The organism is Tsukamurella sp. 8F, from assembly GCF_029167375.1.
Lineage (GTDB): Bacteria > Actinomycetota > Actinomycetes > Mycobacteriales > Mycobacteriaceae > Tsukamurella.
Map to the genome: position 1 here is coordinate 64,509 of NZ_JARFTP010000003.1, position 23,885 is coordinate 88,393.

Below are 23,885 nucleotides of genomic sequence, written 5' to 3' on the forward strand. Positions count from 1 at the left end.
GGACGATTGTGTCAGGTCTGCGGGGGTAGCGGCGGTCGAGCAGTCGGACGTCGACGTGACGATCGTCAATTCCGGGCCGATACGGGTATGTCCGCCGCGCCGGCGGACGTTGTGAGTGTAGAGAGAGATCGTGAGGCTCGGCATGTGTGCCGCCGCGCCACGCGCACGCCCTGGTTAGGAGTAGTCGCCATGCCGGTGATCGCCCATCGCGGACGCAGCGTCCGCGCATTCGTACTGTTCTGGTTCGTCCGGATCGTGATGAAGACCGTCATGCGGTTCTTCCCGATGCGCCGGCTCGATCTACTGCGCACCGTAGAGCCGTGGCTCGCGAAGGTGCCGCAGTCCGTGCGCGGCGCCACGATCGAGCAGACGACGATCGCCGGTGTGCCCGCCGAGAAGATCGTGCCGATCGGGGTCGACATGCGGCCCGACACCGCGCTCGCGTACTACCACGGCGGCGCTTTCATCGCAGGCAACCTGGACTCCCACCGGCGGATCGCCGTCATGCTCGCGCGGGGTCTGCGTGTGCCGGTCTACAACGTCGAATACCGCCAGTACCCCGACGGCGGCGTGGGCACGTCCGCGCACGACGGTTACCAGGCGTACCGGGAACTGCTCGACGACGGCTTCGATCGCGTCGTGGTCGCGGGTGACTCGGCCGGCGGTTACGTCAGTGCCAAGGTCATCGAGTACGCCGCACGCGATGGAGCGCCCCGACCAGCCGCGTTCATCGGGTTCTCACCGTTCCTCAACATCGCGGCCGACCCGCGGCGCTCGGGCCGGTACGACGCGATGCTGCCCATCCGTCGCATCGCGCATCTGCAGGCGATCTTCGCGCAGGGTCCCGAGGCACTCGACGGCCCGGAGGACATGACGACCGACGAGACCGCCGCCGACTTCCCGCCCACCGTGGTCACATGCGCGAATCGCGAGGCCCTCGAGCTCGACGCGCGCAACCTCGCCGAGTCGCTCGACCGAGCCGGTGTCGAGAACGAACTGCACGTCTACGACGGCCAGGTGCACGCCTTCCCGGTCGCGATCGGCGCGACGCGCGAATCCCTGGACGCGTACCGCACGGTCGTCGAGTTCGTCGGGGAGCGCCTCGACGACCTCGAGGCCGCGCATGCGGAGCAGCCCGCCGGGACCGGCGCCGCGTAACGGGCGCACAGCGAGCCCGACCCGTGCACGGGTCCCGCCTCACCCGGCGATTCCCGCGCTGCGGGCGTGCAGCTCGCGCAGCTCGTCGGCGAGGGAGGGCTCGGGACCGCGCACGTGGATTCCGGGCGCGACCTCACGGATCGTAAGGGGCGCAACGGGACTCTCGCCCAGTCCCCAGTCGTGCCGCCAGCGGGTGAGCTGCGCTGCACTCCCGGCGTAGACGATGGCGCCGAGTCCCGCCCACGCGTGGGCGGCGCTGCACATCGCGCAGTGCTCGCCCGAGGTGTAGACGACCGCGTTGCGGCGCTCGTCCGGAGTGAGATGCATTGCAGCCCAACGTGCTATCTCGAACTCCGGATGGCGGGTGGCGTCGCCGCTGTTCACCCGGTTCCGCTCCTCGATGCGCACGCGCGAGGTTTCGAGGAGGAGGGAACCGAAGGGCTCGTCGCCGCTTGCAAGGGCCTCGCGAGCGAGCTCGACGCAGCGGCGCAGGTGGGGCAGGTCTGTTGCGGTCGGTGAGCTCATGCCGCATGGTATGCCGAACTCACGCGGCCTGGTCGGCGAACTGCGTGCGGTACAGCTCCGCGTAGCGACCGCCGCGGGCGAGTAGCTCGGGGTGCGTGCCGCGTTCGACGATCCGGCCCCGCTCCAGCACGAGGATCAGGTCGGCGTCGCGAACCGTCGAGAGCCGGTGGGCGATCACCAGCGACGTCCGCCCCGCCAGAGCCTCCGCGAGGGCGGCCTGCACGGCCGCCTCGGAGGTCGAGTCCAGGTGTGCCGTGGCCTCGTCGAGGATCACGAGTGATGGCTGTGCCAACAGCAGCCGCGCGATGGTGAGGCGCTGTCGCTCGCCTCCCGAGAGCCGGTATCCGCGCTCGCCCACGACGGTGTCCAGCCCCTCCGGTAGCGCGTCCACGAGGTCCTCGAGCCGTGCCCGGCGCAGCGCGCCGCGTAGCTGATCGTCGGTGGCGTCGGGAGCCGCGAGGAGCAGGTTGGCCCGGATCGAATCGTGGAAGAGGTGCCCGTCCTGGGTCACGAGCCCGACGGCGGCGCGGCGCGACCGCGCACTCAGGTCGCGGACGTCGACGCCGTTCAGGGTCACGGCGCCCGAGTCCGCGTCGTACAGGCGCGTGGCGAGCTGGGCGATCGTCGACTTGCCGGCTCCGGAACTGCCGACTAGAGCCACCATGCTGCCCGCGGGTGCCGCGAACGAGACATCATGCAGCACTTCTGTTCCCGCGCGGTTGTCCAGCTGGGCGACCTCCTCCAGCGACGCGAGCGAGACCCGATCGGCGGACGGGTAGGCGAAGCGCACACCGTCGAAGGCCAGAGTGAGGGGGCCGCGCGGCAGGTCCACGGCGTCGTCGGCGTCGGCGATCATCGGCTCGAGATCGAGGACCTCGAAGACCCGCTCGAAGGATACGAGGGCCGTCATGACCTCCATGCGCGCACTCGCGAGCGACGTGAGCGGCGCGTACAGCCGGGTGAGCAGCAGCGCCAGGGCGACGACGGAGCCCGCCTGCAGGCGCCCCTCCAGTGCGAGGAATCCACCCAGGCCGTACACGAGGGCGAGGGCCAGCGCCGAAACGAGTGTCAGCAGCGTGACGAACGTGGTGCGCGCCATGGCTGTTCGCACACCGATCTCCCGCACACCGGCTGCACGCCGCGCGAACTCCTCCGACTCGGCTTCGGGACGTCCGTACAGTTTCACCAACGTGGCGCCGGGCGCGGAGAAGCGCTCCGTCATCTGGTCGCTCATGGACGCGTTGTGCCGCGCCGCAGTGCGCGACATCGCCGCGATGCGCCGGCCCATGCTGCGCGACGGAACGATGAAGACCGGCAGCAGGATCAGTGCGAGGGCGGTGATCTGCCACGAGATGGACACCATCACACCCAGCGTGAGTGCGAGCGTGACCACGTTGGTGACGACGCCGGCGAGGGTGTCGGAGAACGCGCGCTGCGCGCCCAGCACGTCGTTGTTGAGACGCGAGACCAGCGCACCGGTGCGCGTGCGTGTGAAGAATGCGACGGGCATCGTCTGCACGTGGTCGAAGACCTCGGTGCGCAGCTGGTAGATGAGGCCTTCGCCGATCCGTGCGGAGAGCTGTCGCGACCCTAGGTCGACGGCGGCGCCCGCGAGCGCGAGTACCGCGATGACGACGGCGATCTCGACGACGATGTGCGCGGGTCCGCCCGCCACGATGTGGTTGACCACCCTTCCCGCGAGCAGGGGAGTGGCGACTGCGGTGAGCGCCGAGAGGACGGACAGGGTGAGGAAGCCCGCGAGCCGAGCTGCGTGTGGGCGGACGAACGGGCCCATGCGGCGCAGTGTCTCGCGGGGCCGGCGGGCGGGGGTCTCGGCATTGTGGGTCCCGCGGTACAGGCTGGTCCACGCGACGGATTCCATACTCATGCAGTCGACTGTAAAACCTGAATAATGGTTTATGTCCAGCCTAGGACACGGAGTCCGCAGTAGGCTCGGATCCATGGCGGAGTTGAAGTTGGGATACAAGGCGTCGGCGGAGCAGTTCGCGCCGCGTGAGCTGGTCGAGATCGCGGTGGCAGCGGAGGCCGCGGGCGTGGACTCGGTCGCCGTGAGCGACCACTTCCAGCCGTGGCGGGTGAACGGCGGGCACGCGCCGTTCTCGCTGGCCTGGATGGCCGCAGTGGGCGAGCGGACGCGGCGGGTCCAGATAGGAACATCGGTGATGACGCCGACGTTCCGGTACAACCCCGCAGTGATCGCCCAGGCCTTCGGGTCCATGGCGTGCCTGTACCCCGATCGGATCTTCCTCGGCGCCGGGACCGGCGAGGCGCTCAACGAATACGCCACCGGCTTCCAAGGCGAGTGGCCCGAGTTCAAGGAGCGCTTCGCGCGTCTACGTGAATCCGTGCGGCTGATGCGCGAGCTGTGGTCCGGCGAGGTGACGAACTTCGACGGCGAGTACTACCACACGCAGGACGCCGTGCTGTTCGACATTCCCGACACGCCGGTGCCGGTGTACATCGCCGCGGGTGGTCCCGTCGTAGCCCGGTACGCGGGGCGCGCCGGCGACGGCGTGATCTGCACGTCGGGCAAGGGGATGGACCTGTACACCGAGAAGCTGATGCCCGCGGTCGCCGAGGGCGCGGCGAAGGCGGAGCGGGACGTCGCATCGATCGACAAGATGATCGAGATCAAGATCAGCTACGACCCGGACCCGCAGGCCGCACTGGAGAACACGCGGTTCTGGGCGCCGCTGTCCCTGACCGCCGAGCAGAAGCACAGCGTGGGCAGCTCGAGCGAGATGGAGCGCCTCGCCGATGAGCTGCCCATCGAGCAGGTCGCCAAGCGCTGGATCGTCGCGTCAGACCCCGACGAGGCCGTGGCCGCCGTCAAGCAGTACACCGACGCCGGCCTCAACCACCTCGTGTTCCATGCCCCCGGGCACGATCAGCGCCGCTTCCTCGACCTGTTCAAGTCCGATCTGGAGCCCCGGCTGCGTAAGCTCGCGTAGCCCGCTGCCTCGCTGCGGCGGTCTCACCCTCGACGCGCGCGGGCCGCGCGTATCTTATCGTCGATGATGACGCCGCAACCCGACACGGGACAGCGTGGGACCGCGACACTGGACCCGCTGTCGTTGCGGTTGTTCGTGCGGGTGGTGGAACTGGGCACCATCACGGATGTCGCGGCGCGCGAGCATCTTGCTGCGGCGGCCGTGAGTAGGCGGCTGAGTGACCTCGAGGAACGCCTGGGCACGGCGCTGCTCGTCCGCACGAACAGGGGGATCAGTCCGACGGCGGCGGGAGCGTTCCTCGCGGTAGCCGCTCGCGAGGTGCTCGGCGACATGGATGATCTGGTGTCGCGGATGAGGGAGTACTCCGACGGCTCTCGCGGGCTCGTACGTGTACTCGCCAACATCTCCGCAGTGTCGACGGCGCTACCGCCCCTGGTGCGGTCGTTCGCGGATCTGCACCCTCGGGTTCGACTACAGATCCTCGAGCGCGACAGCCTGTCGATCACCGAGGCCATCGGCGACAACTTCGCCGATATCGGCGTCTTCACGACACTGCCATATCACGCCGACATCGAGGTGTACCCGTTCCGTCGTGACCGCCTGATGGTGCTTGTGTCCGCTGATCATCCTCTGGCGCAAAGGAAGTCGGTCACCTTCGTCGAGACCCTAGAGTTCGAGCACGTCGTCCTACGCACCGGGACGCACCTACGGCTACAGATGCTCACGGCGGCGGGCAGGGAGGGACCTGCACTGCGCTCGTCCGTCGAGGTGTCGTCCTACGACACGCTGTGTCGGATGGTCGAGTGCGGCTTAGGGGTAGGTGTGCTGCCGGCCGCCAACCTCGCACACTTCGCGCTGACGGGCGTCCGGGCTCTGCACCTCGACGAGGCCTGGGCCGACCGCGAACTGTCGGTGTGTGTGCGGCGTGCGGATGCCCTGGCACCCGCCTCCCGACTGTTCCTCGAGCACCTGCGGGCCGCCGAGCACTGAACCTCCCCGCCATCGCGATCTGCGATGGCACCGTCGCAAAACGGCGCTGTGCAGGGACTTCGGTTGCCTCTACTGTCTTCTCGACGAGCGAATTCGGACATCAGGCTACGACGGTGTGGTCGGTGCCGTTCGCGGAGAGGTTTTCACCGATGGGTGTGGGAGAACAGGAGCGGGCCGCCGCTGACGGAGCTGTCGCTCCGGTGCGCAGGTACGCCGCGCTCGGCGGATCCTGGGCCGCGTGGCTGTTCGATGCCGTCGACGCGGCGGTGTTCAGCTTCGTCATCCTCGCGGTGTCCCATGCGTTCGGCGCAACGCTCGCGGACGTCGTGTCCTCGGTCGCGTGGTTCCTGCTCGCGACAGGAATCGGCGGTTACCTGCTCGGCTACCTCGCCGACCGGATCGGGCGCAGAGCGACCCTGGTGGTCTCGGTGCTCACTTATGCGACGGGCACGTTGATGTGCGGGTTCGCCGACAGCGTCGGCGAACTGAGTATGTACAGGATCCTTGTGGGCATCGGCGTCGGCGGCCTCTGGTCGGCGGCCGTCGCCCTCGTAGGAGAGACGTGGCCGCCACACGCCCGAACCCGCGCCATCGCGGTCCTGCAGACCGGCTGGTCCGGCGGCACGCTGCTCGCCGCGGTGCTGGCCTGGAACGTGTTGGACCCCGCCGACCCGTCCTCATGGCGGCGGCTGTTCGTCGTCGCCGCGGTACCCGCATACATCATCGCGCTGGTCATCGCCGTGACGGTGCGGGAGTCGCCGGTGTGGCTCGAGAGCCGCCGCAACCGTTCCGCGGCAACGGCTTCCGTGAGCCCCATGGCCATCTTCGCGCCGGCGCAGCGTCGTACCACCCTGCGTGCGCTGGGCGTGTCCGTGCTGGGCATGTTCGGCTACTGGATCATCATCACGTTCACCCCGACGTACTTGCAGAGCGTCCTGCACGTGAAGGTGGACCAGGCGCCCGTGTTCCTGGTGTGGACCGGTGTGGGGGCCACGCTCGGGTACCTGCTGTACGGCGTCCTGGCCGAGCGGGTGGGAAAGCGGCGGGCATTCATCGTGTTCTTCACCGGCATCGCGATCGCCGTGCCGCTGTTCGCCCTCGGTGTACGACTGATCCCGCTCACCGGCGGAGCACTCGCGTGGACTACCGGCAACGTCGTCCTGATCGGCGCAATGAGTGCATTGCTCGGCTTCTTCACCGGGTATTTCAGCGGCTTCGGCGCCTGGTATGCCGAGTTGTTCCCCACTGAGATCCGCTCGACCGCTGCCGGCTTCTGTTTCAACTTCGGCCGGGTGGGCGCGATCGCGGGCATCGAGTTGGTGCCCGCGCTGGTGCCCGTCCTCGGTTTCACGGCGACCTACTGCGTCGCGGCCGTCACCTATCTGGCCGCCGCGGGGCTCGTGACGACGCTGCGCGAGACCGGCGCCGCCGACCTCGCCACGTGACCCGCGACGACACGTACACACACCTATTCGAGGAGAGAACCCATGTCCGCCTTTCGTATCGGGCAGATCGTGCCCAGCTCCAACACCACGATGGAGACCGAGGTACCGGCAATGCTGAACGCGCGTGGCGCGTTGTTCCCTGATGAGGCGTTCACCTTCCACTCGGCGCGCATGCGAATGCTGCACGTCGACCCGGAGTCGCTGAAGCGGATGGACGGAGACAGCGACCGGTGCGCGCTCGAGCTGAGCGACGCCCGGTGCGACGTCCTGGCCTACGCGTGCCTGGTGGCGATCATGGCCCAGGGGCCGGGTTACCACCGGGCGTCCGAATCGCGGTTGCGTGAGACCGCTCAGGGCAACGGCGTCCCGACACCCGTTCTCAGCTCGGCGGGCGCTCTCATCCAAGGAGTGCAGGCGATGGGGGTCGAGAAGATCTCAATCGTCACGCCCTATATGAAGCCGCTCACCACGATGGTCGTCGACTACATCCGTGCGGAGGGTATCGATGTCGTCGATTCCGTCAGCCTCGAGGTCGCGGACAACCTCGAGGTGGGGCGCCTGGATCCCGCGGATCTGATCCGGCACGTGGATCGCCTCGACACCACCGGGGTCGACGCCGTAGTGCTGTCTGCGTGCGTCCAGATGCCGTCGCTGCCCGCGATCGAGGCGGTGCAGGACAAGCTCGGCCTGCCGGTGCTGACCGCGGCGACCGCGACCGTGCACCGCATCCTCGCCACTCTCGGGCTGGAGACGAGGGTCCCCCGAGCGGGTGCGTTGCTCTCCGGGAGGTACTGATCAGGTCCAGGTGAAGCGGGGCTGCCCGAGGTCGCCCACGCGAGTGGCGCGTCCGTGAAGGACGACCTCCCGGAACTGATAGATCATCGCTGCGGTGGGTGCGTGCACGAACGCGCCACGGAACGGCCACTGGAAGACGGGGCCCACATCGGATTCGACTGTGCGGTACTCGGCGTCGACCTCGGAGAGGGAGACCCGGTAGATCATCGCGACCTCGTCGGGTTTGGGCGCCAGCTCGCCCACGTGTCCCGCCCACACCACGATCGGGGTGATCAGGTGGCCCGACCTGGCCACGAAGTCGTCGAGCGTGCCGAGTACGGCGGCGTGGCCGAGCGCGAGCCCGACCTCCTCGTGCAACTCGCGCAGGGCCGCCTCCTCGGGCGTCTCGCCCGGGTCCAGGCGACCGCCGGGTAGCGCATACTGCGCCGGGTTGCCGCGCAGCCGGGCGCTGCGGAACGTGAGCAGGAGCCCGTCGCCCGTCGTCTCGTCGCCGGTGACGGCGAGGCACACCGCGGCCCTGCGTAGCCCTTCCGCACCCGCCCGGTCCGTGCCGGCCTCGAGCGGAACGGTCCGCTCGAACTCTGCGAGCCGCCGCACGGCCTCGGCGCGCCCGACGGTGACGGCGGGCAGGCCGGACGGGTATCCCGCACCGGCGGGCCTGTCCGACTCCCAGCTCTGCTGCACGATGCCTCCTCGCTACTCGCAACGGTCTTCATTGTGCGCTCGTCGTCCGCTGACACGTACCGTGCCATGAGCCACTGACGGGTATCGGGGCGTGAGAATGGGATAGTGGTGCCCATGGTCGCGCGCCCGAAGACGAGCAGCATCTACATAGCGTCCTCCGAAGGGGACACCGGCAAGTCCACGATCGCGCTGGGCGCGATGAACCTCCTGGCCTCCACTGGCTGGAACATCGGGGTGTTCCGGCCCATCCCCCGGGTCACGGGGTCCGGGCAGCGCGACTACATCCTCGAACTGCTGCTCGAGCATGCCACCGCGGACCTGGACTACGACGACTGCGTGGGCGTCACCTACGAGCAGGTGCACGAGGACCCGGACGCGGCGCTGAACGAGATCGTCACCCGGTTCCACGCGGTGGAGGACCGGTGTGACTTCGTGCTCGTGCTCGGGTCGGACTACACGGACGTCACGACGCCGACGGAGTTCGCCTTCAACGCGCGCATCGCGGTGAACCTGGGCGCCTCGATCCTCCTCGCTGTGAAGGCGCTGGACCGGACGCCCGAGCAGGTCGCCGCCGTCGCGGAGCAGGCGATGACCGAGATCCGCAACAACCACGCGCACACGGCGGCCGTCGTCGCCAACCGCACCGCTCCGGATCGCCTGGCGGACACCGCTGCTGCGCTACGCGCCACGGATCGCCCCGCATGGGCTCTGCCCGAGGAGCCCGTGCTCGTGGCGCCGATGATGAGCGAGCTCCTCGACGCCCTCGGCGGCCGGATGCTGTGGGGCGACCCGGAACTCCTTTCGCGCGAGGCGATGTCTGTCCTGGTGGGCGGTATGACCGCCGAACACATCCTCGAGCGTCTCACCGAGGGGGTCGCCGTCGTAGCGCCCGGGGATCGCTCGGACGTCCTTCTGGCGCTGGTGAACTCGCACCGCGCTTCGAACTTCCCCTCGCTCGCGGGTATCCTGCTGAACGGCGGGTACACGCCGCACCCGATGATCGGGACCCTCGTCGAGGGGCTCGCCCCGTCCGTGCCGATCATCTCGGTCCCGCAGGGGACCTACGACACGGCCCGCATCGCCGCGGACACGCGTGGACGGGTGGGAATACAGTCCGTCCGCAAGATCGACGTCGCGACGGCACTCGTGGAGAAGTACATCCCCTCAGACGAGTTGCTCGACACGCTCCAGGTATCCAATCCGGAGGTCGTCACCCCGCAGATGTTCGAGTACCAGCTACTCGCGCGCGCTCGCGCCGACCGCCGGCACATCGTGCTGCCGGAGGGTGACGACGACCGCATCCTCCGCGCCGCGGGCCGCCTGCAGCGCCGCGAGGTCGCCGATCTGACGATCCTCGGCTCGGAGTCCAGGGTGCGTGCGCGGGCGGCGGAGCTCGGCGTAGACCTCGAAGAGGTGACGGTGATCGATCCGAGGCGCGCCACGGACCTCGTCGAGCGGTTCGCCCAGACCTATTACGAGCTGCGCAAGCACAAGGGCATGACACTGGAACGTGCACACGAGACCGTCCAGGACGTCTCGTACTTCGGCACGCTGATGGTGCATCTAGGACTCGCGGACGGCATGGTCTCCGGGGCCGCTCACACGACGGCGCATACGATCCGGCCGTCCTTCGAGATCATCAAGACCAAGCCCGGGGTCTCGACCGTGTCGTCCATCTTCCTGATGTGTCTGCCGGACAGGGTTCTCGCGTACGGCGACTGCGCCGTCGTGCCCGATCCGACGCAGGAGCAGCTCGCGGACATCGCGATCAGTTCTGCGGAGACCGCTGCGCAGTTCGGCATCGATCCGCGCGTGGCGTTGCTGTCGTACTCGACGGGTGAGTCGGGCTCGGGCGCCGACGTCGAGAAGGTCAGAGAGGCCACGCGGCTCGTGCACGAGCGTGAACCGAAGTTGTTGGCGGAGGGCCCGATCCAATACGACGCCGCAGTCGAGCCGAGCGTCGCCGCGGCGAAGATGCCGGACTCGCCCGTCGCGGGGCGCGCGACGGTGCTCGTCTTCCCCGACCTCAACACCGGCAACAACACCTACAAGGCCGTGCAGCGGTCGGCGGGTGCGGTCGCGATCGGTCCTGTGCTGCAGGGGCTCAACGCCCCGATCAACGACCTCTCGCGCGGAGCCCTGGTAGAAGACATCGTGAACACCGTCGCGATCACCGCGATCCAGGCGCAGGCGAAGGGAAGCAAGTGACCACAGACCCCACCGTGCTCGTCCTCAACTCGGGGTCGTCGTCGCTGAAGTATCAACTGTTGCACCCTGATTCGGGCGAGGTGCTCGTCTCCGGAATCGTCGAGCGGATCGGTGAGGTGGTCCCTGATCACCGGGTCGCGCTGCGCCAGGTGTTCGACGAGTTCCGCGAGAAGGGGATCGACCTCGACGGACTCGCCGCCGTCGGGCATCGAGTGGTGCACGGCGGCCGCAGCTTCCACCGTCCTACGATCATCGACGACGCCGTCGTCGATGAGATCCGCAGGCTCTCCACGCTCGCACCGCTGCACAACCCGCCCAACGTGGAGGGTATCGAGGTCGCACGCGAGCTGTTGCCCGACACCAAGCAGGTCGCGGTCTTCGATACGGCGTTCTTCTTCGACCTACCCGCGGAGGCTGCGGCGTATGCCATCGACAAGCAGCTCGCGCAACAGTACGACCTGCGCCGCTACGGTTTTCACGGCACGTCGCATCGCTACGTCTCGTCACTCGTCCCCGGTCTACTCGACCGCCCCGCCGACGAGGTGAACCAGATCGTCCTGCACCTCGGCAACGGCGCGTCCGCATCGGCCGTGCGCGGCGGGCGCGCCGTCGATACGTCGATGGGCCTGACCCCACTCGAAGGGCTGGTCATGGGGACCCGCAGCGGCGACGTCGACCCGGGGCTGGTGTTGCACCTGCGTCGCGCCATCGGGCTGAGCGTCGACGAGATCGACGAGTTGCTCAACCGCCGCTCCGGACTGAAGGGGCTGTGCGGGGAGAACGACTTCCGTTCCGTGCGGGGACTCATCGCGGACGGCGACGAGTCCGCGCGTTTCGCGTACGAGGTGTACGTGCACCGCCTGCGGCGGTATATCGGCGCTTACATGATCGAGTTGGGCGGCGTCGACGCGATCACCTTCACCGCCGGCGTCGGCGAGAACGATCCGGGTATCCGGGCGGACTCGCTCGCAGGGCTGGAGCGGTTCGGCATCGCCGTCGACGGCGACCGCAACGCCGGACCGTCCGGCACCGGCCGGATCACCGAGCCGACGCGCATCGACGTCGACGGCTCGGACGTCGCCGTGCTCGTCGTACCCACGAACGAGGAGCTGGCCATAGCCCGAGACGCAGTGGCCGTCTGATGCGCCAGGCGGGCGGGGACTTCGGCTCCGTCCTGCTCGGCCGTCGGGGCGCGAGCAGGCGCGCGCGGCGCGTGCGCGTGACCGCTCTGCTCGTCCTGACCAGTTGGCTGGCCAACGCCGTGGGCGCAGGCTTCGCGGTACTGTTGATCACTGTCGGGATCCCGGCGCCCAGCGTGTTCGCTCCGGATCTGCTCCTCGTCAACGCGGTGGTCGTGCCCGCCTTCATCGCGGCGGCCTTCATGACGGCCCATGTCATCGGTATCACCGTGATCTGGCATCGCCTCGCGTGGATGGAACGGGACCGCGTGCCGTCGGATCGCGACGCGAGCCGCGCCCTGAACCTGCCGCGCTGGCTCATAACCGTCGAGCTGAGCTGCTGGCTGTCCGGCGCCGTCCTGATGGGTGTGCTGTACGGATCGCACGACCTGCGGCTCGTGCCCAAGGTGGTGGGGATCAGCGTGCTCGGTGGTTTCGTCGTGTGCGGCGTCGTGTACCAGCTCGCGGAGTTCTGCATGCGCCCCGTCGCCGCGATAGTGCTGCGCACCCACGTGCCGTCCGAGCGTACGCATGGGCTGCTCACCCGGTCCCTTGGCGCGTGGGCCCTCGGTTCGGGTCTGCCGCTGCTCGGGATCACGATGATCATGGTGTTCGCGATGATCGTCGGCGACGTCACGATCACGCAGCTCGCGATGAGCGCGCTCGTGCTCGCAGCGGTGGCGGCGGTCACCGGCATCACCATGACCCTGCTCAACCAGTCCCGCGTGGCCGCGCCGCTGCGCAACGTGATCGACGGGATGGCGAAGGTGGAGCGCGGCCGCTACGAGGCGGAGGTCACCGTCTACGACGCGTCGATCCTAGGGGTCCTGCAGGCCGGGTTCAATTCGATGGCGGGCGGGCTGCGCGAACGTGAGGTGGTGCGCGACCTCTACCGGCGGCAGGTGGGCGAGCAGGTGGCGCGCGCGAGCATCGAGTCCGCGCCCGCACTGGGTGGCGTGGAGCGCACCGTCGCAGTCATCTTCATCGACCTGATCGGCTCGACGACGCTCGCCGCCACCCGCCCGCCGATCGAGGTCGTCTCGCTCGTCAACCGATTCTGCGCCGTGGTCGTCGAGGAGGTGGGCCGGCACGGTGGACTGGTCAACAAGTTCGAGGGCGACGCGGTCCTGGCGATCTTCGGTGCGCCGACCGAACTCGACGATCCCGCGGGTTGTGCCCTGGCCGCTGCGCGGGTGATGACGCGGCGCCTCGTCGTCGAGGTGCCGGAGATCGGGGCGGGTTGCGGCGTGTCCTACGGCGTGGTCGTCGCCGGCTACGTGGGTGCTGCCGACCGTTTCGAATACACCGTCATCGGTGATCCGGTCAACGAGGCCGCCCGCCTCTCGTCGGCCGCGAAGGCCGACCCCTCCGTTCCCTGGGCTTCGGCCCCGGCGGTGATCGCCGCCGGTGTCGACGAGGCCGGCCGCTGGCGGCCCGGACCGGCGACAGTGCTCCGCGGGCGGACTGCTCCCACGCAGGTGTATCTCTCCGGAACCTAGGCCGTGAGGCGGTGGCGCCGGAGCGGGCACGTGGCGACCGCCCGCGTGGACGCCGGTGAGGAGGCTCATGCAAGCGAGTAGGAAAGGTTAACCTATCATCGCTGGGGTGAGTCTGAAACAGTCCGCAGCCGACGCACCGGCAGGTGGCGCGGCCGGGCGCGCGGGCGCGAGCCGGGCCGGCGCGGGGCGTCGTCGGCGCCGCCTCGTAGGGATCGTGGTTCTGGTCTCCGCGCTCGCCGTCACGGTGATCGCATCGCTGGCCATCGGGTCCCGCGCGATCTCGCCGGGCACCGTCTGGGACGCGGTGTTCTACCGCTACTCGACCGGGCCGGGCGTCGCGAACAGGGACCTCAACGAGGCTGCGATCATCGTCCAGACCCTGCGGGTGCCGCGTACGCTGCTCGCGGTGTTGGTCGGGGCGTCCCTGGCGGTCGCGGGCGCGCTCATGCAGGGCCATACGCGGAATCCCATCGCGGACCCCGGCCTGCTGGGCATCACTCAGGGGGCGGCATTCGCCGTCGTCGTGACCGTCTACCTCGGCAGGCTCGACCACCCGCTGCAGTACGTGTGGTTCGCATTCCTCGGTGCCGCGATCGCGGCCGTGGTGGTGTTCGGTCTGTCCAGCGTGGGCTCCGGCGTCGCGTCGCCGCTCACGCTCGTCCTCGCGGGCACCGGCGTCTCGATCTTCCTGTCGGCGATGACCTCCGCGGTCGCGCTCTCGGACCAGCAGACGCTCGATGCCCTGCGCTTCTGGAACGCGGGCGCAGTCTCCGGTCGCGGCTACGACGTCATCGTCGCGACCGCGCCGTTCCTGATACTCGGGCTCCTGCTGGCGTTCGCAAACGGTCCGGCGATCAACCTGCTCAACCTGGGCGACGACGTGGCCAAGGGACTCGGCCTCAACGTCGGGCTAGCGCGCGGCTTCGGCATCGTCGCCGTCACGCTGCTCGCGGGAGCGGGTACGGCGGCCTGCGGTTCGATCGCATTCCTCGGCCTCATGGCGCCGCACGTCGCACGGTTCATCACGGGCCCCGACCACCGGTGGCTGCTGCCGTACTCGGCGCTGATCGGTGCCGTGCTCCTGTTGACCGCGGACATAATCGGCCGCGTAGTCGCGCGGCCCGGCGAGCTGGAGGTGGGCATCGTGCTGGCCCTCGTCGGCGCGCCGTTCTTCGTTGTCCTGGTGTGGTGGCGGAAGGCGGCCAAGCTGTGAGCTCCGATCTGCAGACGCGCCCCGATGTCCCGCCGCTGCCCCGCGCCGCCCGGTTCGGTCCCGTCCTCTCGTTCGTTCTGCGGCCCTGGCCGGTACTGGTCAGCGGCGTCCTCGCTGCGGGCACCTTCGTCGTGTTCTGCCTGAGCATCCGGCTGGGTGACTTCCCGCTCTCGTTCGTCGATGTGGTCCGGGCGATCTTCGGGCAGGGCGACAGCGTGACCGTGTTCATCGTGCACGACCTCCGCATGCCGCGGGCACTCGTGGGCGTCCTCGTGGGCGCCGCGCTCGGGATGTCCGGCGCGATCGTGCAGTCGATCGCCCGCAACCCGCTCGCCAGCCCGGACATCCTCGGCATCACAGCCGGTGCGGGTGTGCTCGCGGTGTTCCTCGTGACCTCGACCGGTGGTCTCGCCGCCGCCGTCACGGAGGGCGTCGGGCTTCCGGCGGCGTCGCTGGTGGGCGGCCTGCTGACGGGCGTGCTGGTCTACGTCCTCGCGTTCCGTGGCGGTATCGACGGCATGCGCCTGATCCTGATAGGTGTCGCGATCACTGCGCTCATGCAGGCGCTCATCACGTGGATGATCGTTCGCGCCGACATCCGCGATGCGGCGCGCGCGCAGACCTGGCTGGTCGGGTCGCTCGAGGCCCGGACGTGGTCGCAGGTCACCGCGGTCGCGGTGGTCGGCGGTATCGCCGCGGTCGTCGCGCTCGGTGCGGCATTCGCGCTCAAGGCGGTTCAGCTCGGCGACGACGTCGCCCGCGGGCTCGGCGTCCCTCTCACCGTCACGCGCGCGGTGCTGCTGATCGCGGCGGTGCTGCTCGCGGCGATCGCGGTGTCGGCGTCCGGACCGATCGCCTTCGTCGCCTTCGTCTCGCCGCAGGTGGCGATGCGCCTGACCCGGCTGCCCGCCCCGCCGCTGATCCCCGCGGCCCTGACCGGGGCGTTCCTGCTGACGGGCGCCGACCTCGTGGCGCGTGTGATACTGCCCGTTCAGCTTCCCGTCGGCATCGTCACGGCGGGCGTCGGCGGCCCCTTCCTCGTGTACCTGCTCGTCCGCAACAACCTGAAGGCGTCCAAGAAATGACAGAGACCATCTCGCGCCTCGGTGCGCGCGGCATCGCCGTCGGATACGGAGATCGGCTGATCATCTCCGACCTTCACCTGGACATCCCCGCCGCGGGCGTCACCACCGTCATCGGTCCCAACGGGTGCGGTAAGTCCACACTGCTGCGCGCGCTGTCCCGGCTGCTCAAACCCAAAGCCGGGCACGTCGTGCTCGACGGCCAGGACATCGCGAAGATGCGCACGCGCGACGTCGCCACCAAGATGGGGCTGCTGCCGCAGACACCGTCGGCGCCCGAGGGCCTCACCGTCGCGGATCTCGTTGCACGCGGCCGACACCCGCACCAGTCGTGGTTGCGGCAGTGGTCCTCCGACGACGCCGATGTCGTGGACGCGGCGCTCGCGCAGACCGGTGTGCGGGACCTCGCCGACCGACCGGTCGACGCACTGTCCGGTGGGCAGCGGCAGCGCGTGTGGATATCCATGACCCTCGCGCAGGGCACCGACATGCTGCTGCTCGACGAGCCGACCACCTACCTCGACCTGTCCCACGCGCTGGACGTCCTCGACCTGGTCGACGAGCTGTCCGACTCCGGCCGCACGGTCGTGATGGTGCTGCACGACCTCAACCTCGCGGTCCGCTACAGCGACAACATCATCGTCATGCGCGACGGCGCCGTGGTAGCGCAGGGTGCACCGCGTGATGTGATCAGCGAGAAACTCCTGTACGACGTGTTCGGGCTGCGTTCGCGGGTCATGGAGGACCCGGTCAGCGACAAACCGCTGATCGTGCCCATCGGCCGGCGGCACGTGCACGAGGCCTGATCTGCCGCGGCCCGGCGTCGGGCTGAAAGGGTGGAGGTGGTGGCTGCCGGGACCGATCGAGGCGCGGCCGGTAACGTGCGCACAATCCGTGATTCGACGGGTCGGACGCGGCACAATCCTGCACCGGAGACCTCCAACCTGTCAGATCCCTTCAGCCGGCCTATAGGTGTGCGGTACCGCATATGGTTCTGACCACGGGATGCGCTACATAACACGTGCCGCCCGATGAAAAGGCATCCACGAAGCTCGCAGTAGTCGGGGGCGCACCCGGGATCTACGCAGCTGCGATCCCGGGCCCTACCACGCTCCGCGCAGGTCTCCCTCGCGGAGCGGTGTGAGCGGCGCGGAAGCCGACCAGGTCGAGGAGAGGCCACATGGAATATCGCACGCTCGGAAGATCGGGAACCGCGGTGTCCGAGTTCGGGCTCGGCACAATGACTTTCGGCGATACGACGCCGAAAGCGGAGGCGTTCGAACAGCTTGACCTGTTCATCGAGGCAGGCGGCACGTTGATCGACACCGCCGATGTCTACGCACGCGGCGTGACCGAAGAGATCATCGGCGAGTGGCTGCGGCGGAGTGGGGCGACGACGACCGACCGGATCGTGCTCGCGACCAAGGCACGATTCCCTACCAGTGCGGATCCGAACGGCGGCGGCTCGTCCCGGCGGCACCTCGCGCGCGCACTGGAGGCCAGCCTCCGTCGTCTTCGGGTCGATACCGTCGATCTGTATCAGCTGCACTCCTGGGACCCCCACACCCCGATAGACGAGAGCCTGGCCTTTCTCAGTGATGCGGTCGGGTCGGGAAAGATCCGCTACGGCGGGATATCGAACTTCACCGGCTGGCAGATCCAGAAGACCGTCGACACGGCCGCTGCCGAAGGCCTGGCACGCCCCGTCACGGTCCAGTTGCAATACAACCTTCTTGCTCGGCAGGTCGAGTGGGAACTCCTGCCCGCGGCTATCGAGAACGGCGTCGGAGCCCTGATCTTCTCTCCCCTCGCAGGTGGCATCCTCACAGGCAAGTACCGAGCCGGAACGGACCCCGACGCCGACACCAGGCTCAGCGACCCGGTGATGGGCGCGATGTACGCATCTCAGACCCGCGAGGGGCGATCGTGGTCGGTTCTGGAGGTCGTGCGAAGCATCGCAGAGGAGGTCGAGGGGTCACCGTCGGCGGTTGCATTGGCGTGGCTCCGGGCCAGACGCGGGGTGTCGTCGATCCTCCTGGGTGCCCGGACGCTCGAGCAGCTACGAGGCAACCTCGCGGCGATACCGATCAGACTGTCGCCACAACAGATCGAAACCCTGGACCGCGCGAGCAAACCGATCTCGGGCTACCCGTACGGAGACGCGGGCGATGCACTCCGTGCGCGGTCGCTGGCGGGCACATCACTCGAGATGCCCGTCGTTCCGGAGTGAATCCGTATCAGGTCACTCGATATGAATCACCGATCGTGAAGAGGAACAACGCATCATGGCAGCAGTTCTGGTAACCGGAGCAGGATCTGGTTTCGGGCTCGGGGCGGCCACCGCGCTCGCGGCGGCGGGCCATCGGGTATTCGCGGCGGTGGAACGTGACGAACAGATCGCGACGACTCGAGCCGCCCTGGCAGAGAACGGACAGCACGCAGAAGTTCTGCGGCTGGACCTACTCGACGACGACGACATCGCGCGAGCGGCACGACTCGAGGCGACCGTGCTGATCAACAATGCCGGCACCGGCGCCGAGGGGCCTATTCTGTTGACCGATATCGAGGCCGTACGTCACACATTCGATGTCAACGTCTTCGGCACACTCAAGCTGACTCAACTCTTCACACGGCGCATGATCTCGGCCGGCCGGCAGGGCCGGATCGTGTTCGTGACGTCCGTCGCCGGGCTCTTCGTAGCCCCCGGCGCCGGCGCCTACGGCGCCAGTAAACACGCGCTCGAAGTCGTTGCGCGAGCCTCGTATCAGGAACTGCTGCCACACGGAATCGACGTTCGGGTGGTCGAGCCCGGTCCGTTCAGAACGGGGTTCAATGAGCGACTGATCGAGCGGGCCCCGCAGTCCGATCACGACTTCTCCGACTTCCTAGCGAACCAGATCGACCCGCAGGGCTGCATCGACACGATAGTGCGAGTAGCGACTGGTGACAGCCGCTATCGGACGATCGTCCCGGCCTCGATGAAGTCCAGGATCGTCGAATATCAAGACCTGCTGTGGGCACAGACCGACGTGGCGCTGGAGGGAGACCAGCGGTAGCCACCGGATGGTGCGTGCTCCGTCCGGGTTCTACGAGGAACTCCGCCGAGCATCGGTGACAGGGTGCTCGCGAGAGCGCGCGGCCGGGCTACCACATCGTCCGGGGGCGGATCGCGTTGGCCAGATCGACGAGAGCGTGTCGCTGGCGCTTGCGTTCGGCTAGCGCTGCGAGATCGCGCAGGGCGTGCTCGGTCGCCCGGCGCAGTCCCACCTCGGTGAGCTCGTGATCGAGGAAGCTGGGACGATCGTTCAACCGCCCGTGCTGATTCCGGTGCTGGACCCACCCGAGCGTCACCCCGAGCACCAGCGCGCGCAGTTGCAGACGCCGCCACTCCGACTTCGGCAGCGTGCGCAGGCGCCGGGCCGCCTCCCGTAACTCCGGCTCGGTGATGTCGCCGAGGTCGCGCCCGTGGACCAGCGTCACCACCGACGAGCACAGTGCCGAGTGGTAGTGCCGGCTGGTCGACGGCACCTGGTCCAAGACCTCGACGGTGCCGGCCACATCACCCGCCGCCCGCCGCATCCGCGCCGCGCCGAACGCCGCCGACAGGATGCCGCGGTCTGTCCGCCACACCAGCTCGTAGCGCTCGCGAGCCCGTAGCAACCACGCCTCGTGATCGGGTTCGCCGGTGCTACAGCAGAACTCGGCGGCAACCGCCGCGGCCAGCTTGGGCGCGGCCTCACCGGGGACCTGATCCGTGACGGACTCGAAGTGGTCGTACGCAACGGCGTACCGCCCCTCCATCAAGGCCGTCTCGCCGCGGTACCACGCCACCTGCCACCGGTTCGGTTCGCGCGCGGCGAGCCCCTCCAGCAGGTCCGCCGCGGCGTCCACCTCACCGAGTTCGAGGTGGGCGCGGGCCTCAGCCAGATCGATCTCGACGGTGCCCGCCATCGTCGCGCGCAGCTCGGTGAGCGAGTCGAGGATCTGCGTGGGATCGGACCGCATGGTCAGCGCGAGGACGCCGGCCGCGGGGTCGTTCGGGTTGGCGATCGGGATCGGCAGCGCAGCCAGCACCTCCTGTTCGAGCAGCGAGTCCTGGTGCACGTCCGGATCGGGATCGACGGCCTTGAGCATCAGCTCGGTGCCGAACGTCGACCGCTGCGGCGTGAAGACCACCGAGAGGCCGGGCCGCGCGCTGCCCGACTTGGTCGAGATGCATTCGCGCAGAACGCCCAGCAGTTGATCGGTCAGTTCCGCGGCGGTCGTGAAGCGGCGCGCCGGGTCGAGGTCTATCGCCTTGACCAGCAGGCGGTACAGAGAGTTGTAGCGCTCGAGGTTGGGCTCGGACGACGGTGACGGCAGACCGTCCGTGTAGCGGCCCTTCTCCATCGGTACATGCGCCGTCAGCACGGCCAGCGTACGGCCGACGGTGTAGATGTCCGAGGCGACCGTCGGGCCGGTCTTCGCGATCTCGGGCGCCTGGAAACCCGGTGTGCCGTAGATGTATCCGTACCCGTCGAGGGGTGCGACGGCGCCCAGGTCGATCAGCTTGACGTCCTCCTCGCTGATCATGATGTTGTCCGGCTTCAGGTCGTTGTACGCGAGACCGAGGGAGTGCAGATAGCTGAGCGCCGGCAGGATCTCGAGGATGTAGGCGATCGCCTGCTCCACCTCCACCTGCGTATCCGTATCGGCCAGAATATCTTTCAGCGTCTTGCCGGGTACGTACTCCATCACGATGTAACCGATCAGGGTGCCGTCCGGGTCGGGATGCTCGACGAAGTTGTAGATCTTCACGATCGACGGATGTGTCATCTCCGCGAGGAAGCGCCGCTCCGAGACCGCGACGGCCTGCGCCTGAGCGTCGCCGGAGTTGAGTAGCCCCTTGAGCACGACCGGGCGGTCCACGACGTTGAGGTCGGTGGCGAGGTAGATCCAACCCATGCCGCCATGCGCGATGGCGCCCTGGATCTCGTACTGGTCCGCGACGATGTCGCCGGGCTCGAGCGCCGGCTCGAAGGAGAAGTGGGCGCCGCAGTGCGGGCAGTTCCCCACCAGTGCACCGGCTTCGCCACCCGAATCCCGTCCTACGGGGCGGCGGCAGTTCCAGCAGAAGCGGCGGCCCTCGGCGATGATCGGGTTGGTTCGGATCGCGTCGGCAGGGTCCACCGCAGTGACGGCGGGGACCTCGACCAGTCCGCCGCCCACGCGCCGCCGTCCCGAGATCCGTGTGGCCGGCATGCCGAGGCTGGAGATGCGGCTGGTCGCGAGCGTCCGACCGGTGTCGATGCCGGAGTCGTACGGTGTGGGTGACGAATCGCCCCGGGTACGTGTCCGCATCGGCTTCTGCTTCGGAGCCGCCCGCGGCGCAGGGCTCGGCGCCGTGGCCTTCGAGACCGGCTCTCCAGCAGCGGGGCCCGTCGGCGCCGGTTCGGTGTGCGGCTGCGCCTGCGTCGGCTCGGTGCGCGGCTGCGCCTGCGTCGGCATGTCGGGTGGTGGCACGTACGTGACGCGGGTGCCGACCTCGGGCAACGCGTCCTCGTCGCTGTCGCCGGTGTCGCCCGCGTCCTGCGGGGGACCGCCGACGGCGCGGTCGGTGAACACGGGAGGCACCGACGTCGCCTCGGTCGGCGGCCCGTCGGTGACCGTCGCCTCGGTCGGCGGCCCGGACTCGGGGATCGGATCGGCTGCGGGCTGCGTGGCTGGACCTGGGTCCTGTTGGGCGGCTTCGTCGTTCGTCATATCACCCTCCCGACCAGGTCGTTGCGGGCGGGGACCACACCGGCCCCAGAGTCGAGCCGAACCACTGGTTGTAGAGGCGCATCCAGGTGCCGTCCTGCGTCATGCGGAAGATCACGGCGTTGACGAACCGCACCAGGTCGACGTTCTGCCTGGCCACGCCGACCGCGTACGGATCCTGACCGAGGTCGGGCCCCGTGATCGTGAGGTTCGGGTCTTGCGTGGCCAATCCGGCGAGGATGGCGTCGTCGGTGGAGGTCGCGTCGGCCATCCCCTGCTGCAGCATGACCAGACAGTCGGCCCACGAGTCCACCTCGATTACCTGCGCGCTCGGCACCGCCCGCCGCACGCGGTCCACCGACGTGGTGCCCCGCACCTCGCACACGCGCCGCCCAGACAGTTCGCCCACGCTCGCCACAGGTGCCGATCGTGGGGTCAGGATCCGTTGCTGTGCAAGGAAGTACGTAGCCGAGAACGATACCTGCTTCGCGCGCTCGCACGTCGCCGACATGGTCTTCACCACGACGTCGACCGAGCCCTGTTGCAGTGCGGTGAGCCGGTCCGCACTGCTCAGGATCTGGAACTGGATCCGGCTTGAATCCCCGAAGATCGCCGCGGCGATCTGCCGCGCGACCGCGACGTCGAAACCGTCGATGGTCCCCGTCAGCGGATCCCGGAACGAGAGCAGGTTGGCCCCGATGTCGACGCCTACGATCAGGCGGCCGCGTTGCGCGATCTTCGCCATGGTGGTGTTCGGCGGCATCATTCCGGGCTCGGGCAGCGGGCTGGGCAGCGGCGTGGCAGGGCACATGGTGACTTCGGCCGGCACGGGTGCGTTGGCGGGCACCGTCGACGCGTTGCCGGGCGGGGGCGGCGCGAACGAGGTGACCACGTCCGACGGTGGCTCACCGGCGGGCACGACGCAACCCGACAGGGTGCATACGAGCCCGACCGCGATCGCTGCGGCGGCCCACCGCCGGGCGCCCGCCCCGTCCCGGGCACTCACCGGTACTCCCGGATGCGTGGGTAGTAGCCGAGCGCTATGCCGATGATCGCCGCGCCGCACAGTGTGAACGCGCTGGGGCCCGAGAACGCGATGGCCGCGCGCGCCGTGTTGACGTTGTCCCGGTACAGGGTCCGCGCGCGCTCGATAGCGTGCGTGAGGTGGTCGTCGAGGGACTGGTAGGCGAGGGCGGCCGAGTCGGGTCCGTCGCCGATGGCCAGCGCGGTGGCGCCGCCGTAGTCCCCGAGCGTCTCGCGTTCCGTGATCGTGCGATGCGCGGCGGCCCAGCGGCCGGCGGCCGCGCGGGCGGCGTCGACGTCGACGGTGACCGCCGGGTCCGACCTGCCCACCTTCGCGAGGCTGGCCCGGGCCGCGTCGAGGGACTGCTCGAACGATGCGCTGGGCGCGGCGGCGCCGGCGCTGCGCTGGACCAGTGCCATCGTCTCCGTCGAGCGCGCCTTCTGTGTGAGTGTGCGCGCGAGGGTGAGGGAGTCGATGGCATCTGCGCCCTTGGACTCGGCCCGCGCCGAGAACGAGACCGACGTCAGGCCTGCGATGACCACCCAGAGGAGGGCCACCGTCGTCGCCGCGGCGGCGACCAGCAGGCCCAGATTGAGGTTGCGCCGCGTCCGGCGCGCGAGGTGCCGCTGCGCTACCAGGATGCACAGCGCGGTGATCAGCAGGGCGCCGTACACCGCCCACGGTGGGTCGGCGAACCTGTCGTGCGAGGTGCGGAGCGACTCGTTCTCCTGGTGATAGAAGCTCTCGGCTGCGGGCAGGAGCTGCTGCTGCATGAGGGTCGACGCGGATGCCAGGTAAGCGGCACCCACGGAGTCGTCCTGGCGGTTGTTGCTGCGCGCGGTCTCGACGAGGCCGGTGTAGACGGGCAGATACGTGGCGATGGTGTTGAGGCTGGCGTGCGCGCTGCGTTCGTCCGCGGGAAGGCTCGTTGCGGACGTGACCACGGCCCGGCCCGCGGTTGCGATGGCGGCGAGGTAGTCGGCGCGCAGCTCGTCGTTCGTCTTCCCGGTCGAGATGAACGAGGCGTTGGCGGAAGCGTTCGCCGTCGACAGCGAGCTGTACAACACCTGGGACGCGTTGGCGCGAGGCTCGAAGTCCGAGAGGTTCGACCGGAGGACCCCGGTGCGCTCGAGCTGACCGTTGGCCGTGAACCATCCCGCGAACAGGCACATGAGGCACAGCACGAGCGCCGACGACACGAGCTTCCCGGGGCTCGAGGTCAAGAACTCGCGCAACTCGGCGAGGACCGATGACTCCTGGAGAGTGCGCCGGAACGGGTACAGCTGACGGTACCTCGACGTCTCGGCCGTCACCGTCCCCTGATCCCTTCCATCGCGTATATGTCTCACCCGACCTATGACGATACTGTCATC

19 protein-coding genes are annotated in these 23,885 nt (G+C 68.9%); 13 read left to right on the plus strand and 6 right to left on the minus strand.

Annotated elements, in window-relative coordinates; all coding sequences use genetic code 11:
• Positions 1–189: 189 nt before the first annotated feature.
• The gene (locus P0W64_RS03115; protein ID WP_275478598.1) at positions 190–1,158 is read left to right on the plus strand and encodes an alpha/beta hydrolase; all 969 of its coding nucleotides are present in this window, start codon (positions 190–192) and stop codon (positions 1,156–1,158) included.
• Positions 1,159–1,197: 39 nt separating this feature from the next.
• On the opposite strand, the gene P0W64_RS03120 is transcribed toward P0W64_RS03115, so the two are convergent.
• Both P0W64_RS03120 and P0W64_RS03125 read right to left on the minus strand, forming a co-directional pair.
• The gene (locus P0W64_RS03120; RefSeq protein WP_275478599.1) at positions 1,198–1,683 is read right to left on the minus strand and encodes a nucleoside deaminase; all 486 of its coding nucleotides are present in this window, start codon (positions 1,681–1,683) and stop codon (positions 1,198–1,200) included.
• A 19-nt stretch (positions 1,684–1,702) separates the two neighbouring features.
• Positions 1,703–3,571 carry an ABC transporter ATP-binding protein gene (locus P0W64_RS03125; RefSeq protein WP_275478600.1) on the minus strand — a complete coding sequence of 623 codons (1,869 nt, stop codon included), beginning with the start codon at positions 3,569–3,571 and terminating at the stop codon, positions 1,703–1,705.
• A 73-nt stretch (positions 3,572–3,644) separates the two neighbouring features.
• On the opposite strand from P0W64_RS03125, the gene fgd reads away from it, so the two are divergent.
• The 4 genes from fgd to P0W64_RS03145 all read left to right on the plus strand — a co-directional run bounded on the left by fgd (position 3,645) and on the right by P0W64_RS03145 (position 7,885).
• Positions 3,645–4,655 (plus strand): glucose-6-phosphate dehydrogenase (coenzyme-F420), encoded by a 1,011-nt coding sequence (gene fgd / locus P0W64_RS03130; RefSeq protein WP_275478601.1) that lies wholly within the window; start codon positions 3,645–3,647, stop codon positions 4,653–4,655.
• Between the two features lie 63 nt (positions 4,656–4,718).
• Complete coding sequence (locus tag P0W64_RS03135; RefSeq protein WP_275478602.1) at positions 4,719–5,645, plus strand: LysR substrate-binding domain-containing protein; 927 nt, start codon at positions 4,719–4,721, stop codon at positions 5,643–5,645.
• A gap of 149 nt (positions 5,646–5,794) precedes the next feature.
• Positions 5,795–7,090, plus strand: coding sequence for an MFS transporter (locus P0W64_RS03140; RefSeq protein WP_275478603.1), 1,296 nt, complete (start codon positions 5,795–5,797; stop codon positions 7,088–7,090).
• Between the two features lie 42 nt (positions 7,091–7,132).
• Positions 7,133–7,885, plus strand: coding sequence for an Asp/Glu racemase (locus tag P0W64_RS03145; protein WP_275478604.1), 753 nt, complete (start codon positions 7,133–7,135; stop codon positions 7,883–7,885).
• Here P0W64_RS03145 and P0W64_RS03150 read toward each other — a convergent pair whose 3' ends face one another.
• Positions 7,886–8,569 (minus strand): CoA pyrophosphatase, encoded by a 684-nt coding sequence (locus P0W64_RS03150; RefSeq protein ID WP_275478605.1) that lies wholly within the window; start codon positions 8,567–8,569, stop codon positions 7,886–7,888. It lies immediately after the preceding gene.
• A 114-nt stretch (positions 8,570–8,683) separates the two neighbouring features.
• Here P0W64_RS03150 and pta point away from each other — a divergent pair, with 114 nt between their 5' ends.
• The 8 genes from pta (at position 8,684) to P0W64_RS03190 (ending at position 18,805) form a co-directional block, all read left to right on the plus strand.
• Positions 8,684–10,777 carry a phosphate acetyltransferase gene (pta, locus tag P0W64_RS03155; RefSeq protein ID WP_275478606.1) on the plus strand — a complete coding sequence of 698 codons (2,094 nt, stop codon included), beginning with the start codon at positions 8,684–8,686 and terminating at the stop codon, positions 10,775–10,777.
• On the plus strand, positions 10,774–11,919 hold the full coding sequence (locus P0W64_RS03160) for an acetate kinase (RefSeq protein WP_275478607.1): 1,146 nt from the start codon (positions 10,774–10,776) through the stop codon (positions 11,917–11,919). The genes pta and P0W64_RS03160 overlap by 4 nt, the downstream gene beginning before the upstream one ends.
• Complete coding sequence (locus P0W64_RS03165) at positions 11,919–13,454, plus strand: adenylate/guanylate cyclase domain-containing protein (protein ID WP_275478608.1); 1,536 nt, start codon at positions 11,919–11,921, stop codon at positions 13,452–13,454. The genes P0W64_RS03160 and P0W64_RS03165 overlap by 1 nt, the downstream gene beginning before the upstream one ends.
• A gap of 106 nt (positions 13,455–13,560) precedes the next feature.
• Positions 13,561–14,667: an iron ABC transporter permease gene (locus P0W64_RS03170; protein WP_275478609.1), complete on the plus strand. Its 1,107-nt coding sequence runs from the start codon at positions 13,561–13,563 to the stop codon at positions 14,665–14,667.
• A complete protein-coding gene (locus P0W64_RS03175; RefSeq protein WP_275478610.1) occupies positions 14,664–15,752 on the plus strand; it encodes an iron chelate uptake ABC transporter family permease subunit in 1,089 nt (362 codons plus the stop codon). Before P0W64_RS03170 ends, P0W64_RS03175 begins: the two co-directional genes overlap by 4 nt.
• A complete protein-coding gene (locus P0W64_RS03180) occupies positions 15,749–16,555 on the plus strand; it encodes an ABC transporter ATP-binding protein (RefSeq protein WP_275478611.1) in 807 nt (268 codons plus the stop codon). The genes P0W64_RS03175 and P0W64_RS03180 overlap by 4 nt, the downstream gene beginning before the upstream one ends.
• 374 nt (positions 16,556–16,929) lie before the next feature.
• A complete protein-coding gene (locus P0W64_RS03185) occupies positions 16,930–17,979 on the plus strand; it encodes an aldo/keto reductase (RefSeq protein WP_275478612.1) in 1,050 nt (349 codons plus the stop codon).
• 55 nt (positions 17,980–18,034) lie between these two features.
• Entirely contained in the window at positions 18,035–18,805 is a 771-nt protein-coding gene (locus tag P0W64_RS03190; protein ID WP_275478613.1) for an SDR family NAD(P)-dependent oxidoreductase, read from the plus strand.
• A gap of 88 nt (positions 18,806–18,893) precedes the next feature.
• On the opposite strand, the gene P0W64_RS03195 is transcribed toward P0W64_RS03190, so the two are convergent.
• Genes P0W64_RS03195 through P0W64_RS03205 form a run of 3 tightly spaced genes read right to left on the minus strand, consistent with a single transcriptional unit; the run spans position 18,894 to position 23,825 of the window.
• On the minus strand, positions 18,894–21,491 hold the full coding sequence (locus tag P0W64_RS03195; RefSeq protein WP_275478614.1) for a tetratricopeptide repeat protein: 2,598 nt from the start codon (positions 21,489–21,491) through the stop codon (positions 18,894–18,896).
• 1 nt (position 21,492) lies between these two features.
• Positions 21,493–22,494, minus strand: a complete 1,002-nt coding sequence (locus P0W64_RS03200; protein ID WP_275478615.1) for a transporter substrate-binding domain-containing protein — start codon at positions 22,492–22,494, stop codon at positions 21,493–21,495.
• Complete coding sequence (locus P0W64_RS03205) at positions 22,491–23,825, minus strand: hypothetical protein (RefSeq protein ID WP_275478616.1); 1,335 nt, start codon at positions 23,823–23,825, stop codon at positions 22,491–22,493. The genes P0W64_RS03200 and P0W64_RS03205 overlap by 4 nt, the downstream gene beginning before the upstream one ends.
• Positions 23,826–23,885: the final 60 nt, after the last annotated feature.

Bases quoted from the DNA above. Each gene is read 5' to 3' on its own strand.
- P0W64_RS03135 (WP_275478602.1), top strand. From the start codon at position 4,719: ATGATGACGCCGCAACCCGACACGGGACAGCGTGGGACCGCGACACTG.
- P0W64_RS03195 (WP_275478614.1), bottom strand. From the start codon at position 21,491: ATGACGAACGACGAAGCCGCCCAACAGGACCCAGGTCCAGCCACGCAG.
- fgd (WP_275478601.1), top strand. From the start codon at position 3,645: ATGGCGGAGTTGAAGTTGGGATACAAGGCGTCGGCGGAGCAGTTCGCG.
- P0W64_RS03140 (WP_275478603.1), top strand. From the start codon at position 5,795: ATGGGTGTGGGAGAACAGGAGCGGGCCGCCGCTGACGGAGCTGTCGCT.
- pta (WP_275478606.1), top strand. From the start codon at position 8,684: ATGGTCGCGCGCCCGAAGACGAGCAGCATCTACATAGCGTCCTCCGAA.
- P0W64_RS03120 (WP_275478599.1), bottom strand. From the start codon at position 1,683: ATGAGCTCACCGACCGCAACAGACCTGCCCCACCTGCGCCGCTGCGTC.
- P0W64_RS03180 (WP_275478611.1), top strand. From the start codon at position 15,749: ATGACAGAGACCATCTCGCGCCTCGGTGCGCGCGGCATCGCCGTCGGA.
- P0W64_RS03145 (WP_275478604.1), top strand. From the start codon at position 7,133: ATGTCCGCCTTTCGTATCGGGCAGATCGTGCCCAGCTCCAACACCACG.
- P0W64_RS03115 (WP_275478598.1), top strand. From the start codon at position 190: ATGCCGGTGATCGCCCATCGCGGACGCAGCGTCCGCGCATTCGTACTG.
- P0W64_RS03165 (WP_275478608.1), top strand. From the start codon at position 11,919: ATGCGCCAGGCGGGCGGGGACTTCGGCTCCGTCCTGCTCGGCCGTCGG.
- P0W64_RS03185 (WP_275478612.1), top strand. From the start codon at position 16,930: ATGGAATATCGCACGCTCGGAAGATCGGGAACCGCGGTGTCCGAGTTC.
- P0W64_RS03125 (WP_275478600.1), bottom strand. From the start codon at position 3,571: ATGAGTATGGAATCCGTCGCGTGGACCAGCCTGTACCGCGGGACCCAC.
- P0W64_RS03190 (WP_275478613.1), top strand. From the start codon at position 18,035: ATGGCAGCAGTTCTGGTAACCGGAGCAGGATCTGGTTTCGGGCTCGGG.